The 14,380-nt window shown below is 57.2% G+C and carries 19 protein-coding genes; 7 read left to right on the forward strand and 12 right to left on the reverse strand.

Annotation, left to right across the window (positions count from 1 at the left end):
• Positions 1-598 precede the first annotated feature (598 nt).
• From RBB81_RS23085 to RBB81_RS23110, 6 genes are all read left to right on the forward strand, one after another.
• The gene (locus tag RBB81_RS23085) at positions 599-1,186 is read left to right on the forward strand and encodes an anthranilate synthase component II (protein WP_353072300.1); all 588 of its coding nucleotides are present in this window, start codon (positions 599-601) and stop codon (positions 1,184-1,186) included.
• A 12-nt stretch (positions 1,187-1,198) separates the two neighbouring features.
• Positions 1,199-2,149, forward strand: a complete 951-nt coding sequence (locus RBB81_RS23090; protein WP_353072301.1) for a nuclease — start codon at positions 1,199-1,201, stop codon at positions 2,147-2,149.
• Positions 2,150-2,299: 150 nt separating this feature from the next.
• A complete protein-coding gene (gene efp, locus RBB81_RS23095; RefSeq protein WP_179585592.1) occupies positions 2,300-2,857 on the forward strand; it encodes an elongation factor P in 558 nt (185 codons plus the stop codon).
• Between the two features lie 100 nt (positions 2,858-2,957).
• On the forward strand, positions 2,958-3,239 hold the full coding sequence (locus tag RBB81_RS23100) for an acylphosphatase (protein ID WP_353072302.1): 282 nt from the start codon (positions 2,958-2,960) through the stop codon (positions 3,237-3,239).
• 6 nt (positions 3,240-3,245) lie between these two features.
• Positions 3,246-3,785 carry an adenine phosphoribosyltransferase gene (locus tag RBB81_RS23105; protein ID WP_179585596.1) on the forward strand — a complete coding sequence of 180 codons (540 nt, stop codon included), beginning with the start codon at positions 3,246-3,248 and terminating at the stop codon, positions 3,783-3,785.
• A 79-nt stretch (positions 3,786-3,864) separates the two neighbouring features.
• A complete protein-coding gene (locus RBB81_RS23110) occupies positions 3,865-4,911 on the forward strand; it encodes an NAD(P)-dependent alcohol dehydrogenase (protein WP_353072303.1) in 1,047 nt (348 codons plus the stop codon).
• A 110-nt stretch (positions 4,912-5,021) separates the two neighbouring features.
• On the opposite strand, the gene RBB81_RS23115 is transcribed toward RBB81_RS23110, so the two are convergent.
• Positions 5,022-6,227, reverse strand: a complete 1,206-nt coding sequence (locus RBB81_RS23115; protein WP_353072304.1) for a lactonase family protein — start codon at positions 6,225-6,227, stop codon at positions 5,022-5,024.
• 19 nt (positions 6,228-6,246) lie between these two features.
• Positions 6,247-6,678: a hypothetical protein gene (locus RBB81_RS23120; RefSeq protein WP_179585602.1), complete on the reverse strand. Its 432-nt coding sequence runs from the start codon at positions 6,676-6,678 to the stop codon at positions 6,247-6,249.
• Between the two features lie 214 nt (positions 6,679-6,892).
• Between RBB81_RS23120 and RBB81_RS23125 the strand changes: the two genes are divergently transcribed.
• Positions 6,893-8,341 carry a GGDEF domain-containing protein gene (locus RBB81_RS23125; RefSeq protein WP_353072305.1) on the forward strand — a complete coding sequence of 483 codons (1,449 nt, stop codon included), beginning with the start codon at positions 6,893-6,895 and terminating at the stop codon, positions 8,339-8,341.
• A 76-nt stretch (positions 8,342-8,417) separates the two neighbouring features.
• Here RBB81_RS23125 and rplQ read toward each other — a convergent pair whose 3' ends face one another.
• From rplQ to RBB81_RS23175, 10 genes are all read right to left on the reverse strand, one after another.
• Entirely contained in the window at positions 8,418-8,897 is a 480-nt protein-coding gene (gene rplQ / locus RBB81_RS23130; protein WP_020715205.1) for a 50S ribosomal protein L17, read from the reverse strand.
• 184 nt (positions 8,898-9,081) lie between these two features.
• Complete coding sequence (locus RBB81_RS23135; protein ID WP_179585606.1) at positions 9,082-10,185, reverse strand: DNA-directed RNA polymerase subunit alpha; 1,104 nt, start codon at positions 10,183-10,185, stop codon at positions 9,082-9,084.
• 170 nt (positions 10,186-10,355) lie between these two features.
• The gene (gene rpsD / locus RBB81_RS23140) at positions 10,356-10,988 is read right to left on the reverse strand and encodes a 30S ribosomal protein S4 (protein ID WP_179585608.1); all 633 of its coding nucleotides are present in this window, start codon (positions 10,986-10,988) and stop codon (positions 10,356-10,358) included.
• Positions 10,989-11,042: 54 nt separating this feature from the next.
• On the reverse strand, positions 11,043-11,228 hold the full coding sequence (locus RBB81_RS23145; protein ID WP_353073973.1) for a DUF1272 domain-containing protein: 186 nt from the start codon (positions 11,226-11,228) through the stop codon (positions 11,043-11,045).
• 15 nt (positions 11,229-11,243) lie between these two features.
• Positions 11,244-11,666 (reverse strand): 30S ribosomal protein S11, encoded by a 423-nt coding sequence (rpsK, locus tag RBB81_RS23150; protein WP_179585612.1) that lies wholly within the window; start codon positions 11,664-11,666, stop codon positions 11,244-11,246.
• A 3-nt stretch (positions 11,667-11,669) separates the two neighbouring features.
• Positions 11,670-12,050 carry a 30S ribosomal protein S13 gene (gene rpsM / locus RBB81_RS23155; RefSeq protein ID WP_179585614.1) on the reverse strand — a complete coding sequence of 127 codons (381 nt, stop codon included), beginning with the start codon at positions 12,048-12,050 and terminating at the stop codon, positions 11,670-11,672.
• Positions 12,051-12,205: 155 nt separating this feature from the next.
• Positions 12,206-12,319, reverse strand: a complete 114-nt coding sequence (gene rpmJ / locus RBB81_RS23160) for a 50S ribosomal protein L36 (protein WP_158790629.1) — start codon at positions 12,317-12,319, stop codon at positions 12,206-12,208.
• Positions 12,320-12,497: 178 nt separating this feature from the next.
• Entirely contained in the window at positions 12,498-12,716 is a 219-nt protein-coding gene (gene infA / locus RBB81_RS23165; protein WP_013581270.1) for a translation initiation factor IF-1, read from the reverse strand.
• 146 nt (positions 12,717-12,862) lie between these two features.
• The gene (gene map, locus RBB81_RS23170) at positions 12,863-13,612 is read right to left on the reverse strand and encodes a type I methionyl aminopeptidase (RefSeq protein WP_353072306.1); all 750 of its coding nucleotides are present in this window, start codon (positions 13,610-13,612) and stop codon (positions 12,863-12,865) included.
• 2 nt (positions 13,613-13,614) lie between these two features.
• Positions 13,615-14,373 (reverse strand): adenylate kinase, encoded by a 759-nt coding sequence (locus RBB81_RS23175; RefSeq protein WP_353072307.1) that lies wholly within the window; start codon positions 14,371-14,373, stop codon positions 13,615-13,617.
• Positions 14,374-14,380 lie beyond the last annotated feature (7 nt).

Consider the following 14,380-nt stretch of genomic DNA (forward strand, 5'->3'; position numbering starts at 1 on the left):
AGAATGTAGTTGGGATAAAGTCTTGTTATGAAATGGTTCTTAGTGCTTTTCACTGCTCCGTTGGCCGTTGTAATACACTATGCTGCCGCCCAGGTGAGCATTCGACTGGCTGTCGTTGACGGACATACTGGAAAGCCAGTAGTCGGCGCACGCGTAAGCCTAGAGATCGTGCGGCAATTTCGAGGGACTACGGTTTATGCCGTTGCCGATGGTGACAAGTACTTTGTTCAAGTGCAACAGAGTGACACCCTTGTACTTGAGAGCGTGACTAAGAGTGACAGGTCCTGGAACGAGTACAGGCTTTGCGCTAGCGAGCCGGACGCAAAACCGACCTACTCAGTTGCCACAATTCTGAGCAAGGGATTGCAGGCCCCTAACAATTGCGGCAACCAAATTGCCCCGCTGCCAGTGCCGGGAGAAGTCGTATTCTTCGTAAGGCGCTTGTCATTCTGGCAACGATACCGTCCGTTCAGTGATTAGCAAAAAGCGCATAAGAATACGCTTCGCTGGTTTCTCCTCAAAAGTCTGGTTATCGGCAAGTTCTCAATAAGCGTTCGACAATAGCGCGCTATGTGGGGCGTAGAATTTAAGGATTGTTATGGTCTTTGTTCTGGATAACTACGATTCGTTTACTTACAACCTGGTGCAGTATATGGGTGAACTTGGGGCCGAGATGGTGATTCGGCGCAACGATGAGCTGACGCCAGAGGAGGTTGAGGCGCTGCGGGCGGAGAGGATTTTGATCTCGCCGGGGCCGTGTACGCCGCAGGATGCGGGGATCAGCATGGAGCTGATCAAGCACTTCGCCGCGCTGGGGGCGGCGGGTGGGCCGAGGGTGCCGATTCTTGGGGTGTGCCTGGGGCATCAGGCGATTGGGGCGGCGTTTGGGGGCAATGTGATTCGCGCGCCGAAGCTGATGCACGGCAAGACGAGCGAGGTGGAGCATGATGGGAAGACCATCTTTGCGGGTATACCATCGGCGATGACGTGTACGCGGTACCACTCGCTGATTGTGTCGGATGAGGGGCTGCCGGAGGAGCTGGAGGTGTCGGCGAGGACGGCGGATGGAGAGACGATTATGGCCCTGCGGCATCGTGAGCTGCCGATTGAAGGGGTGCAGTTTCATCCGGAGAGCGTGCTGACAGTGCATGGGAAGCAGATCATTCAAAATTTTCTGAAGATGTAGGGTGGGGTTGTGATGGTGCGTCGGCTGATGGTTGTGTTCGCGATCGGATGTGGAGTGGCGCGGGCGCAGCAGCCGATTGGGGTGGTGGGGATTCAGAATGCGAACGTTGCGGGGGCTCTCGAGGTGAGCAACGGGCAGGCGATCCTGGTGGGGAACACGACCGTCACGGCGAGAGATCATACGGCGGAGATTGAGTTGAAGCGCGGCGGCACGGTGCGGGTGTGCGCGACCAGCGGGCTGCATGTGACGTCGGGTCAGGGAGTGGGTGGTCAGGGAGCTAGCCAGCAGCCGTTGATGCTGGCACTGGATCGCGGGGCGATTGAGGTCCAGATGGCCGCGACGACTCACGATATGGTGATGACGCCTGACCTGCGTTTTACGATGCGTGGAGATGGACCGCTCGATCTGCAGCTTCGAGTGACCAGGAACGGCGATACCTGTGTCGAGAATCGCGGAGCACAGGCTCCGGTTTTGAATATCGCAGACCAGTTTGGTGAGTCGACCTACGAGCTCAAAGCGGGACAGCATGTGCTGTTCGAGCATGGCAGCCTGAAAGAGGTTGTCGACCACGAGAGTTCTTCGTGCGGGTGTCCTCCGGAGCCTGCTCCCGAGCCTACGATGACGGTAGCCGACGCACTCTTGAACCCAGGTGACGCCTCAAAGACTGCGGCGGAACAGCATCCCTTCCCTGCTGCCGTGAGTGCGGGATTGGCTCCGGTTGCGGTGCCGCAGGCTCCAGCGGGAGATCTGCATGAGCAGGTTGCGGCGACCCTCAGCTCCGGCGAGGGAGCGGATAGCCTGACACCGGCTGCTGCGCCAGAGCCGAAGGGAAAGACCGGAGAAGCGACCACGAGCGCGGCTGCGCAGACTACAACCCCGCCCAATTCGCAACCGCCAACGCCAACTCGTCACGGTTTCGCGCACGCTTTGGGCCGGTTCTTCCGAAAGATCTTTGGCGACTGATCAGCCGTGATGTCAAGGCGGCGGCGGGAGCATGAAACGTGCTCACTGAGCTACAATTATAGGGTTGTAGGCTCGCCGGCAGAGATGCCGAGGCTCACACCAAAAATTCTCAGTACAGCTGAATTCAGCACAGATCAGGGGTTTTCTCTTATGTCGATTCCCGCAACGCAGATGCGCCCGGGCATGATTATCAAGTACAAGGACGATCTTCACTTGGTGTTCTCGGTAGAACACCGTACTCCCGGCAACCTCCGCGCCTTCATCCAGGCAAAGCTTCGCAATGTGCGCACGGGCGCGATGTTCACCGAGCGCTTTCGCTCGCCTGATCCGATTGAACGCGTCATCGTCGACGAGGTAAAAATGGAGTTTCTTTACAACGACGGCGATGAGTACTACTTCATGGATGACAAGTTTGAGCAGACCATGCTGAAGCGCGACACCCTGGGGGATGCGGTAGATTATCTGCTGCCGAATCTCTCGATCAACGTCAGCTTCCACGATGGGAAGGCAGTCGGCATCGAGCTTCCGGGAGTAGTCGAGATGACCGTGATGGAGACTGAGCCGGGGATTAAGTCGGCGACAGCGTCGTCGGTCTCCAAGCCAGCAAAGCTCGAAACAGGGCTCGTCGTGCAGGTGCCCGCTTTCATTAACGAAGGCGAAAAGATTCGCGTGGATACTGCAGAAGGCGCCTACATGAGCAGGGCGTAACAAAGTTCATTCTTAGAGATGGCGGAGTCATTGGCTCCGCCTTTTCTTTCGTCTGCTGTGCCTTGCATGGGGGTGGCTGCTCTGCGAAACTGGAGGCTCCATGGTGTGCCATTACCTCGTCAAAGGTCGCGTGCAGGGAGTCGGGTTTCGCTGGTTCGTGCACCAGGAGGCGGCTGAGATTGGCCTGCGGGGATGGGTCCGGAATACCGACCAGGGTCACGTCGAGATCGTTGCGGCGGGGAAACCAGAAGAGCTTGCCGAGTTGAAGAACGCGCTGCGGAAGGGTTCGCGCGGCAGCCGCGTCGACGCCGTAGAGGAACAGGAACTGGTCGAGAGCGAAGGCGCGCAGCTCGGACCATTTGAGATTGAAGGAGCCTGGTAAGAACTGATGACACTACCGATTAATTGTGAACCACTGAAGACTCTGATCCGCACCGTGCCGGATTTTCCGAAGCCTGGGATTCTGTTCTATGACATTACGACGGTCTTGAAGGATAAGGCGGGATTCGCCACGCTGATCGACGCCTTCGCGCAGTACTACATTGGAAAAGAGATCGACCTGGTGCTGGGCATCGAGGCTCGCGGCTTCATCTTCGGACCGGCGCTGGCGTATCGCCTGAACGCGGGATTTGTGCCGGTACGCAAGCCAAAGAAACTGCCCGCCCCAACAGCTCGTGTGAACTACGATCTTGAGTACGGGACCGACTCTCTGGAGATTCATCTCGATGCCATCCAACCGGGTGAGCGCGTCGTGATTGTCGACGACCTGCTCGCGACCGGCGGCACGATGCAGGCGACGGTGCAACTGGTGCGGCAGCTCGGCGGAGAGATCGCGGGACTTGGGTTTGCGATTGAACTCGATTTTCTGAAGGGCCGCGAGAAGTTTCAAGAGTACGACGTATTGAGCCTGCTCCACTACGACGAATAACTGAAATCGAGCGGAGCTCGCGCCAGAACAAACATCTCTTAATAGCTGCTAGTCATACTGCAAAGACAAAGGGGAAAAGATGAAGTCACGTGGATATGCGGTGCACGATAAGAAGTCGTCTCTGGTTCCTTTCAACTTCGAGCGACGTGAGCCAGGCGCGAACGATGTAGTCGTTGAGATTGCTTACTCCGGTGTCTGCCACTCGGATATCCACCAGGCTCGCGATGAGTGGGGCGGCTCGATCTATCCGATGGTGCCAGGGCACGAGATCGTCGGGCATGTGACCGCAGTTGGTGGTGCGGTAAAGAAGTTCAAGGTAGGCGATCTCGCCGCCGTCGGAGTGATCGTCGACTCCTGCCGGGTGTGCGAGAACTGCAAGGCCGACGAACAGCAGTACTGCTTGAAGGGTGCAGTCGAAACCTACAACAAGCGCGACTACGCGGGAGAAGTCACTTACGGCGGTTACTCCAACAACATCGTTGTGAACGAGAATTATGTCCACACGATCTCCCCGAAGTTGAACCTCGCTGCGGTGGCGCCGTTGCTGTGCGCAGGGATTACAACCTACTCACCACTACGTCATTGGAAGGTTGGAAAGAACAGCAAGGTGGGCGTGGTTGGACTGGGCGGTTTGGGTCACATGGGTTTGAAGTTCGCTCATTCTTTCGGCGCGCATGTGGTGCAGTTCACCACCTCCGAAAACAAGATCGAAGACGCGAAGAAGTTGGGTGCCGATGAGGTGGTTGTCACTAAAGATGCCGCTGCCCTAGCCAAACACACTGGGAGCTTCGACTTTATTCTCGACTGCGTTTCGGCGCCCCACGACATAAACCAGTATCTGAATCTGCTGCGGTTGAATGGAACCCTGTGCCTGGTGGGTCTGCCTGAAACACCCTTGTCGGTGGCTCCGTTTTCTGTGGTGGCCAATCGGCGTTCGCTGGCAGGATCGGGGATCGGTGGGATGAACCAGACGCAAGAGATGTTGGATTACTGCGCCGAGCACAACATCGTCTCCGACATTGAACTGACCTCGGTCGACAAACTGAACGAAGCTTACGAGCGGGTATTGAAGGCCGATGTGAAGTATCGCTTCGTAATCGATATGGCTACATTGCCTAAAGTTTAACCGGGCCTCTTCGCTCCTGGCGACGGCGTCTGTGAGACGAAAGGGGCGCCAGGGCAGGAGCCTTCTGTAAGGCTCACCTGCAATTTTCCCAGCCGATTGTCATCGCGATCCTAGGCGAAGAGCGTGAACAGAGGCGAGTCCAAAGCGACGGTCTGCGCGGGGCCGGAGAGCTTTCCAGTAGCCGCATCGCGGCGAAAGACCGTGACATTTGCGGAGTCCTGATTCCCGCAGAGCAGCCACTGCGCCGTCGGATCCAGCGTGAAGTGGCGAGGCGTTTTGCCGCCGCAGGCGATCCGCTGGAGCAGCGTAAGGTCGCCGTTTTTTGCAATCGAGAAGACGACTAGAGAGTCTTCCCCACGATTGCTGGCATACAGAAAATTTCCGTCGGGTGAGATGGCGATTTCAGCCGCGGTATTCTTCTCGGCAGGAAAGCCCGGCGCGATCGTCTTGATGGAGAAAGTGGAGTTTACCAGAAGGCCCTGCGGCGCGTTGCTGAAGCGAGTAGCTGTCCACAGGCAGCGATCGATGCTGGAGTCGATCTCATTGATGCAGTAGACCCAGCGGCCGTTGGGGTGGAAGACGACGTGGCGCGGTCCTGACCCTGGACGCTCGTTGGTGAACAGGTGCGGATCGGAGAGTTGGCCCGTCTCAGGATGAATGTAAAAGACGGAGATGTGGTCGGTTCCAAGATCGCAAACCAGGAGGAAGCGGTCGTCCGGCGAGATCGTAACGCAGTGCGGGTGCGAGTTCTCCTGACGAGCAGAGTTAGGCCCGAGTGCCCCAAACTTCTGATGATCTTTGAAATCGAGGCGTTCGACCGGTTGGCTGAGCGTGCCATCCGGCTGGACACGATAGGAGGCGATGGAAGCGCCCATGTAGTTAGCGACAAAGGCAGCGTGGCCGGTAGAGTCTACCGAAACATAAGCAGGTCCTGCACCGCCAGAAGGGACTTGACCCGTCTGCTGAAGGTTGCCGGTTCCTGGATCCAGCATGAAAGTCGTAACTGTGGCGGCAGGATCGTTGATGGCATTGACCGCATAAAGAGAGCGGCGGCTCGAGCCGGGAGGCGACACGGCAAGATAAGACGGTCGGGCCGTAGCTGCAATGAGCACCGGCGGATCCAGTTGACCCAGGGCGGGATCGAAGATCGACCGGTAAATGCCTTTGCAGACTCCCTTGTTCGTGTCAGTTCCGAAAAAAACATGAATCGGGGTCGGCGGGACTATTTTCTTTTTGCGAATGGGCCAGGCGGCGAAGGCGCGCGCAGAAGCCGTGAAGGCAGGAAACAAGACAAGGAATCGGCGGCGCGTGAACATGGACCAAACCCCTGGGAGGTTATGCTGGTTCGCCTGGAAGGTGAATGCCCAACTCGTCTTCGGCTCGAATATTCTCGTTGATGACGGGAAGACTTGGAAGATTGTCGGTGCGGCCAGCTTCCTTTACTACGGCGCTGGCGTGTTCGAGGACCTCATCGACAGTCATGGTGTACATCTCGCGGCCATTATCGTATCCAGACTTGACGGCGTGCTGCAGATACCGGCCGGCGGTCTGTGCAGCAAGATAATCCGTAATAACATACCCCGTACGGCGCTTCTGCTCGACCCAAGCCAGGTTTGGCATGGCGATCCAGACAGGTTTGCCATTGACGGCAAAGCGGATGTCGGTAGCGTCGGCATGGCGCGTCGCGATGGCCACGATGGTTCCCTTCCATACGCAGTGAAGGTCTTCCCCGGTCCAGCGGTCGGTTACTTTGAAGTCTTCATACATGATTGTCTCTAGATTAGAGCAGGGTGAGGGGATCAGCAAGGCTTTGGCATGAGACCAACCCGGAACTGGTCGGACCTATACGGAATTTGGCCTGCAGCCGCGAATGTTCCCACAATGGGAATAGAGTACAAGGTTACTTTCGTAAGCACTTGAAATTGACTCTGGTATATGCAAGTTCCCGCAGCTATCCTTGTCTTTGATTTTACGGTGATAGATGAGCGTGCGTCGAACAGAAGCTGAAGCCGCTAGCTTAAGGGCGATCTGGACACGTGATTTGTTGGACTCCCAGCCAGAGCTTGAATGTGACGAACTGGTACGGCTTGCTGCCTGTCTCTGCGGAACTCCACTCGGCCTGGTGACGCTGCTGGATGAGCGACACCAATGGTATCGTGCGTCCGAAGTCCTGAAGATGGGTGAAACACCGCGGGAGGTAGCTTTTTGTGCGCACGCGGTTCGGCAAAAGGGGCTCTTCATGGTGAAGGATGCCCTGCTGGATACGCGGTTTTCCAGCAATCCTTTGGTGACTTTGGATCCGGCAATCCGCTTTTTCGCCGGGGTCGGTTTGTACAATTCCGACGACGAGCCGATGGGGACATTCTGCGTAGTCGACATGTCCCCTCGCATCCTCAGTGAGGATCAATCCGAGGCTCTCGAGATATTCGGGCGACAGATAAGTCTCCGGCTGCAAGCGATGGTACAGCGGCGGGCGCTGGAACAGGCCTTGGCGGAGAAAGAAAGGGCGAGCGCGGGGCTTAGGGCGAGTGAAGAATTGTTTCGGGCGTTCATGAATGCCAGCCCGTTTTTGAGCTATATCAAAGATGCCGCGGGACGATTGCTCTTCTACAACCGCAGCTTCGCGAAACGGTTTGGAGTAAGCGAATACGCGTGGCTCGGACGAACCGACGAGCAGCTCTGGTCGAGAAAACTGACCAAGTCTGTACGGACTCATGATCTCGAGGTGATGGCTGGCGGAAAGATGGTCGAGACCGAAGAGCATATTCGGAACTCCGACGGGTCGGTTAGCTCGCTACGATCCTTCAAGTTTCCCTGTCACGATTCGGCGGGAAATGTACTGCTGGCAGGAGTGGCCGTCGATGTGTCTGAGGAGGTAGCCCATCAGGCGGAACTAGAACGCTATCATCGCGAACTCGAAGACGCCAACGATCAGCTGCGAAAGCTAGCCGTCACCGACGAGCTGACGGGATTGCGGAACCGCAGATCGTTTGAAGAGCGACTGGTCATGGAGTTTTCACTGGCGCGGCGGAGAAAGCGGGAACTTTCGGTACTTCTGATCGACGTTGACGACTTCAAAACTATCAATGATCGCTGGGGCCATGCGGCGGGGGACGAGGTGCTGCGGCGACTTGGCATGATCCTACGAACAACAGTGCGATTGCCCGACCTGCCTGCGCGTTACGGAGGAGAGGAGTTTGTAGTCCTGCTGCCGGAGAGCGGCGAAGAGAGCGCCATGGGCCTCGCCCGACGCGTCATGCAGCGGGTTGCTACGGAGGACTGGGAAAATCAACCACTGACAATCAGCGTAGGAATGGCTTCGATGAACGAGCTCCTGGAGAATGGATTTCAGCTGGTGGAACTGGCAGATGAGGCTTTATATGCCGCTAAACGCGCGGGAAAAAATCGCGTTATGGTGCACAGCGGTTAGATAATTTTAGATCTTGCAAGAAAAAGAGGCGCACCTTTGGGGTGCGCCTCTCTATGTTGATATTGTGCTCTGAAGGTTACGCTTCCGCGTTCGGATCGCCAGCTTCGCCTTCGCCGCGCTCTTCCATCTGCTTGGCAAGCTCTTCGCGCTTCTTGGTGCGGGCTTCGGCGCGCTTCTGCGCCTTCTCGTTGAGCTCGTGCTCTGCACCGAGGAGCTCGATGTAGGCCATCTCGGCGGCGTCACCCTTACGGGCTCCAAGGCGCGTGATGCGGAGGTATCCGCCCTGACGCGCAGCGTAACGGGGCGCTACTGTGGCGAAGAGGCGGTCAACCGACTCAGGCGTCATGAGGTAAGCTGCGGCCTGACGACGGGCGTGGACGGTACCGCGCTTGCCGAGGGTGATCATCTTCTCGATGAGGGGGCGGGTGGCCTTGCACTTGGTGATGGTGGTCTCGACGCGGTCCATCAGGATGACGGAGGTGACGAGGTTGCGCAGCATGGCGCGGCGATGGCTGGTGTTGCGGCCTAGTTTGTATCCTGCATTACGGTGACGCATCGATGATCTCCTTCGACTCGGCTCTGGCCGTGAGTCGGTATTGCTTGGAATGTGTGCGTTCGGCCTAAGCCTGGCGCGGGTGAAGCTACCTCGGGTCAATCAAGAGGCCTACTGCTACGCAACTTGCGTTGCGATTTTATCTAGAGACTGCGGCGGCAGAGCGAATCTACCGCCGCAGTACTGGTTAGAAGTTCTCTGGTTCGCTACCGACGAGGTCGAGGTCTTCGTCCTCATCTTCGTCTTCGTCATCATCGTCATCGAAGTTGCCGAAGCTGGCGGCGAGTGTGGCAGCAGGCAGGACGGAGGTGGGTCCGGGCTGCGGGTTGCCGTTCTCGTCGATCTTCATGCCAAGGGACAGGCCCATCTGCGCGAGGATCTCTTTGATCTCGTTCAGAGACTTGCGGCCGAAGTTCTTGGTCTTCAGCATCTCGGCTTCGGTCTTCTGAATGAGTTCGCCGATGGTGGCGATGTTGGCGTTCTTGAGGCAGTTGTAGCTGCGGACGGAGAGCTCGAGCTCTTCGACCGAGCGGTTGAGGTTCTCGTTGCGCAGGGCGGGGCCGTCGTGGCTGCCGTCGTGACCGGCTTCCATCTCCTCTTCAAAGTTGATGAAGATGGTCATGTGGTCCTTCAGCAGCTTGGCGGAGAGGCCGAGCGCATCCGCCGGGAGCACGGTGCCGTTGGTCCAGATCTCGATCGTGAGCTTGTCGTAGTCGGTGATCTGACCGAGACGTGCTGCCTCAACGAGGTAGTTGACCTTGCGAACGGGCGAGTGAACAGAGTCGACCGGGATGAAGCCGAGGCCGAGGTCGCCGTCGAAGTTCTTGTCGGCAGAGATGTAGCCACGGCCGCGCTTGAGGCGCATCTCCATGTCGATCTTGCCGCCTTCAGAGACGGTGCAGATGTAGACGTTCTTGTCGAGGATCTCGACGTCGCCGTCAGCTTCGATCATGCCGGAGGTGATGACGCCGGCCTGGTCGGCACGGAGGTAGAGAGCCTTGGGGCCTTCGCCGGCAAGCTTGAACGGAATCTGCTTGAGGTTCAGGATGATGTCGGTTGCATCTTCTACAACACCAGTGATGGACTGGAACTCGTGCAGGACACCTTCGATGCGAACGGCGGTTACTGCGGCACCCTCGATTGAGGACAGAAGGGTGCGGCGAAGGGCGTTGCCGATAGTGGTACCGAAGCCGCGCTCAAAGGGCTGCGCGGAGAACTTGCCGTACTTTTCGGTGAGTGTTTCGGTGTCAACTGCGAGACGCTTGGGCTTTTGAAAACCTCTCCAAAGCATGTGTTTCTCCTTTTCCGGCTCACTCGCGATGCATTCTGCGAGATGGCGGGGTGTTTCTATTGCGCGTTAGTTTGTTGTGTTGCTTTCGCATTTGTAGCGCGGCAAAGAACAAATACGATATTCTTTGCCACGCTGCAAGATGACGAATCTTATATGTGTAACTACAGCGGTTACTTGCTGTAGAGTTCGACGATCAGCTGCTCGTTGACGGGCAGGTTGACGTCCTCGCGCTTCGGCAGAGCGATGACCTTGCCGGAGAGATTGTCGCGATTGATGTCGAGCCACTGAACCTGGTTCTGGCCCGCGGCAAAGTTCTTTGCCTCTTCGAGCATAACCAGAGCCTTCGAGCCCTCGCGAATCGCAATCTCATCACCAACCTTCACCTGGAAGGACGGGATGTTGACCTTGCGGCCATTGACCTGGAGGTGACCGTGACGGACGACCTGACGGGCCTGGCGGCGGCTCATCGCGAAACCGAGGCGGTAGGCGACGTTGTCGAGGCGGGTCTCAAGCTGCTGGAGCAGGAGTTCGCCAGTAACGCCGGTCTTGTTCGAGGCCTTCTGGTAGTAGGCGCGGAACTGGGTCTCGAGGGTGAAGTAGATGCGCTTGGCCTTCTGCTTCTCGCGGAGCTGCAGTCCGTAGCCGACGACCTTCTTCACTTTGCGGGACTGGCCGTGCTGGCCTGGGGGGAAGTTGCGCTTCTCGACGGGGCATTTTTCAGAGAAGCACTTGGTTCCCTTGAGGAAGAGCTTGGTGCCGTCGCGGCGGCAAAGGCGGCAGACGGGTCCGGTGTAACGTGCCATTTTTATAACTCCTGACTTCGGGTGACGATCGCTTTACGCGCGGGCAGCGCTTCTTCACGATCCAGTTGCGGTAACGTCTTGCCTGCGACGGGGCCTGAGAACAAGCTCACCGCCGCAGTTGGGACAGATTGCATTCATAACCTGAGCGCATGTTGCACAAAAACTGCACTCATAACTGCAGATGAAGGCTATTCCGTCTGCATCGAGAGCTGTATTGCAGCGCTCGCATTCGGACTTCATCAGAAGTGCCACAGATCAAACGCGGCGGCGCTTCGGCGGACGGCAACCGTTGTGCGGCATCGGCGTAACGTCCCGGATGCTGCGAACCTCGATGCCGGTGGTGGCGAGAGCGCGGATCGCGGACTCACGGCCAGAGCCGGGACCCGAGACGCGCACATCGACCGAACGAACACCATGGTCGCGAGCTGCGTTGGCTGCACCGACTGCGGCCTGCTGCGCCGCAAACGGAGTCCCCTTACGGGAGCCGCGGAAGCCAAGGGAACCAGACGACTTCCAGCTCAGTGTGTTGCCAACCTGGTCGGTGATGGTGACGATAGTGTTGTTGAACGAAGCCTGAATAAAGACGAGACCAAATGGAACATTCTTGCGCTCGCGCTTCTTGAACTTCTTATTCTTGCCGGGCTTTGCTGCGCCCTTCGTATTCTGTGTCTTCGCCATGTCTTATTTCGTCGCTTTCTTCTTACCGGCAACGGTTCCCTTACGTGGGCCTTTGCGGGTGCGAGCGTTGGTGTGGGTGCGCTGGCCACGAACAGGAAGGCTGCGGCGATGGCGGAGGCCACGATAGGACTGAATTTCGATCAGGCGTTTGATGTTGAGCGAGATGTCCTTGCGGAGATCGCCTTCGATCTGGCCCTCGGCTTCAATAACCTGACGGATGCGGTTCAGCGCGTCCTCATCGAGCGTGCCAACCTTCGCGACCGGATCGACATCCGCCTTCGCGAGGATCTTGGCGGCGCGAGAGTCGCCGATTCCGAAGATGTAGGTGAGACCGATGCGCGCCTGTTTGTTGTTAGGGACATCGACTCCAGCAATACGTGCCATGGGGTTCCTTTTCGGTTGAGCTTCGTAGCTTCGCCACGGAAGCGGGTTCTTGGTTTACGGCAGGTCCGTCGGGTTCAACGCAAGCCTTGACTTCGGCTAACTAGCCCGACGGGGCCGGTAATGCTTGGTGCTGCAGAAGACCTTTCGCGGTCCTCTTATCCCTGGCGCTGCTTGTGCTTCGCGTTTTCGCAGATAACACGCACCACACCACGGCGGTGAATGACCTTGCACTTATCACACATCTTCTTTACTGAGGCACGAACCTTCATTGTGATTCCCTTCTTTTATGCAACGTAAACCCGACAAACCAGAGGACGCGTCTCAAGGGCCGAAACTCCCTTCCGACAAACGACCTGAATGCCAGGGCAAATCGCCCTGACCTATCCCAAGTGCAAATGCGCTTGAGCAACCCATGATGGAGACGGGATGGGCTCCCGTAGCCGTTGTCTACTTGTAGCGGTAGACAATGCGGCCGCGGTTGAGATCGTACGGGCTGAGCTCAATCGCGACGCGGTCGCCGGGGAGGATACGAATGAAGTTTTTGCGCATACGTCCGGAGACGTGTGCAAGGGCCTGGTGCTTGTTCTCAAGCTCGACCTTGAACATCGCATTCGGCAGGGTTTCGACAACCACCGCCATCACTTCAATTGCATCTTCCTTCGACAAACGATCTCCTTTGGAGGTGAAGAGGATAACCCCTTCCATCTCCACAACTTCTTCTATAAGTTGAGCATTTCCTCAACCGAGTAGTACCGTGCGACATACTTGCGCACACCGCATCTCTTATAGTACCCCAAAAGGGGCCTATTTTCCTAGCGGGTTAGCACCTGAGGGCCATCTTTTGTAATAGCAACGGTGTGTTCAAAGTGGGCGCTATAGCTGCCATCAATGGTCACCGCCGTCCATCCATCCTTCAAAACGCGGACTTCCGGGCCGCCGGCGTTGATCATAGGCTCGATAGCCAAAACCATCCCCGCCTTGAGGCGAGGGCCCTTCCCGGCAGCCCCAAAGTTCGGAACCTGCGGGTCTTCATGCATAGCACGGCCAATTCCGTGGCCGACAAACTCGCGGACCACTCCAAAACCTTCAGCCTCACACAACTCCTGAACGGCGGCGGAGATATCGCCCAGACGCCCGCCCACCTGACACTGCTCGATGGCCTTCTCGAGGGAGGCTTTGGTGACGTCAAGAAGCTTTGCAGCCTCTGCGCTGACCTTGCCGATCGGGTAGGTCACGGCGGCGTCGGAGTAGTAGCCGTCGATAATAACCCCGCAGTCGATCGAGAGAATATCGCCTTCGGCAAGAATGCGCTTGGCATTCGGCATACCGTGAACCACCTCGTTATTGACCGAGGTACAGAGAGCGGACGGGTAGCCGTGATACCCCTTGAACGCTGCAATAGCCCCCAGTTCGGCGATCTTTTTGACGGCAATCTCCTCGAGATCCATCGTCGAAGCGCCCGGGACAACGTGGGGTGCGATCGCGTTATGAACCTGGCGGAGAGCCTTGCCGGAGATCCGCATCTTCTCGATCTCCTGCGCCGTTTTAATCATGATGGCCATTTTCAGCGAGACCCTGACTGGGAGTTCCAAGATCCGGGCGGAAATTCTTTCCGCAAGTCTTTCAGAGCCGCAAGGATACGCGACTGGACCTCGTCTACCGAAGCTTGACCTTCAACTTCGCGAAAGCGACGCTTATCTTTATAGTGCTGAATGACAGGCGCGGTCAGCTTTTCGTATTCCTTCATGCGGCGAGTAAAAGCCTCTTCAGTGTCGTCCGGGCGCTGCTCCAGCTTTGCCCCTTCAATATCGCACCGTTCGTCAATCTTTGGAGGATTGGAAAATATATTGTAGATACGTTTGCACGCAGGGCATATGCGACGTCCCGTGATGCGGTGGAGGAGCTCGGTATGATCAACTACTATGCCAATGGCGACTGGAAGTGGCATGTTACGAAAATTTGGACCCTGCATATCAAACCAATTCGCTTGCACGAGCGTGCGCGGAAATCCGTCCAAAATATATCCCGAATAAACGTCGCTTTGAGCAAGTCGTAAAGCAACCATGTCATTGACAAGATCATCGGGAACGAGCTTCCCTTCGTCCATGAGGCTCTTTGCCGATTTGCCGAGTTTAGTGCCGTTCGCAATATTGGTGCGCAGGATATCGCCGGTGGAGATCTGTGGGATGCCGTAAACCGCCATTAGCAGCTGAGCCTGCGTGCCTTTGCCAACGCCGGGGGCGCCTAAAAGCAGGACCGGCCCGGGCAGAAAGTTCTTGTCTGCCGGGGCCGTCTCGGTTTCAGATACGATGCTTGTCGTCAACGGGCTA

Origin of the sequence: Tunturibacter gelidoferens (genome assembly GCF_040358255.1) — a bacterium.
Taxonomy (GTDB): domain Bacteria; phylum Acidobacteriota; class Terriglobia; order Terriglobales; family Acidobacteriaceae; genus Edaphobacter; species Edaphobacter gelidiferens.